Consider the following 1,647-nt stretch of genomic DNA (forward strand, 5'->3'; position numbering starts at 1 on the left):
GGAAAAGAAAATCCCTGGAATAGGCTGGCAATATTTAGTTTATAATAAACTGGACAAGGTAGTGCTTACCAGAGACGCCAATCAAACATTGTCTACAGCCAATGGTGCTTCCTTTATCAGATATGATGCCATCGGGAGAACTATAATGACCGGTACTTATAGCTATCCGACCGGTGATGCTAGTTATTATACCCGGCCAAATATCCAGGCATTATTTGATGCAGAACCTTATCAGTGGGAAGTGCGTTCTGGTAGCGCTACTGGTTATACCGCACAAACTTTACCTGAAGGTGAACCGTTTCTTAGTAATACCCTCACTATTAATTATTATGATGATTATAACTTTCCTGGTGGCAATACTTACCTGTATCCAGCGGGCAGCTTAAATACGAGGGGTCTATTAACCGGTACAAAAACATTGGTACTGGGAACAAGTACTATGTTGCTAACGCTTAACTACTATGATGATAAAGGAAGATTGCTAAAAGTTTACCAGCAGCACTACCAATCGGGCGCCGTTAACACCGGCAATTATGATGAGATCAGTTACAGTTATAACTTCGAAAATGCGCCGCTGGCCAGCACTCGTATTCATCACAATGTAGCTGGCGGAAATACCACTATTGCGACCCGGTGTACCTACGATCATATGGGCAGGAGGTTAAATGACTATGAACAGATCAATACGGATGCGGAAGTGCTTTTGGCTAACTATAACTACAATGAAATTGGCCAGCTAACAGGAAAAGGTCTTGATAATGGCCAGCAGCAAAACAGTTATGCATACAATGAAAGAGGCTGGGTAAAAAGCGGTACATCAGCCCAATTTAGCTTTCAGCTCAATTACCAGGATGGTATTACGCCTCAGTTTAATGGAAATATCTCTGGTCAGTTATGGGGAGCGGGAACCAGCCTGAGCCAAAATTTTGCTTATAATTATGATCAGCTGAACCGGTTAAAAAGTGGTATTGCCACGGGCATGAGTGAGATACTTACCTATGATGTGATGGGTAATATTAAAACGTTGAACCGTAATGATACTACAAGAACTTATGTGTACAATGGTAACCAATTAACCAATACCACAGGAGGCCCGGAAACGGCCTCTTACCAGTATGATCTCAACGGTAATGCTACCGTTGATGGCAGAAGCGGGCGTACAGTCACTTACAATTTTTTAAACCTTCCCACTGCGGTTTCAGGTGTAAATTTGACCTATGTATATGATGGGACGGGCAGAAAGCTAAAAAAGATAAGCAATGGGAATACAACAGATTATATTGGCGGTATCCAATACACAAATGGTACGATAGATTTTATTCAAACGGAGGCTGGCCTGGCCAGGAATAATGGCGCTAGTTACAGTTATGAATATAACCTAACAGATCATTTAGGAAATGTAAGGTACAGTTTTCACAATAACCCAGTAACAGGCCTGGTTGAGCGGCTGCAAAGTGATGATTATTTTGCGTTTGGTTTGCGAAAATCAGGAAGTCCTGTATCTTTAACTAATAAATATCTTTACAATGGAAAGGAACTACAAGATGAATTAGGTGACTATGATTACGGGGCCAGACAATATGATCCAGTGATTGGTAGATGGAACGTAGCAGATGCTTTGGCGGAATCTGCCGCAAATTTAACCCC

General features: G+C 41.7%; 1 protein-coding gene. It reads left to right on the forward strand.

All coding sequences use genetic code 11. The features are described from left to right. Positions 1 to 1,647: RHS repeat domain-containing protein (locus GSQ84_RS26495; protein ID WP_305790909.1), on the forward strand; the 1,647-nt coding region annotated here is incomplete at both ends.

The sequence above is a fragment of the Pedobacter sp. L105 genome, assembly GCF_009765875.1.
Taxonomy (GTDB): Bacteria; Bacteroidota; Bacteroidia; order Sphingobacteriales; family Sphingobacteriaceae; genus Pedobacter.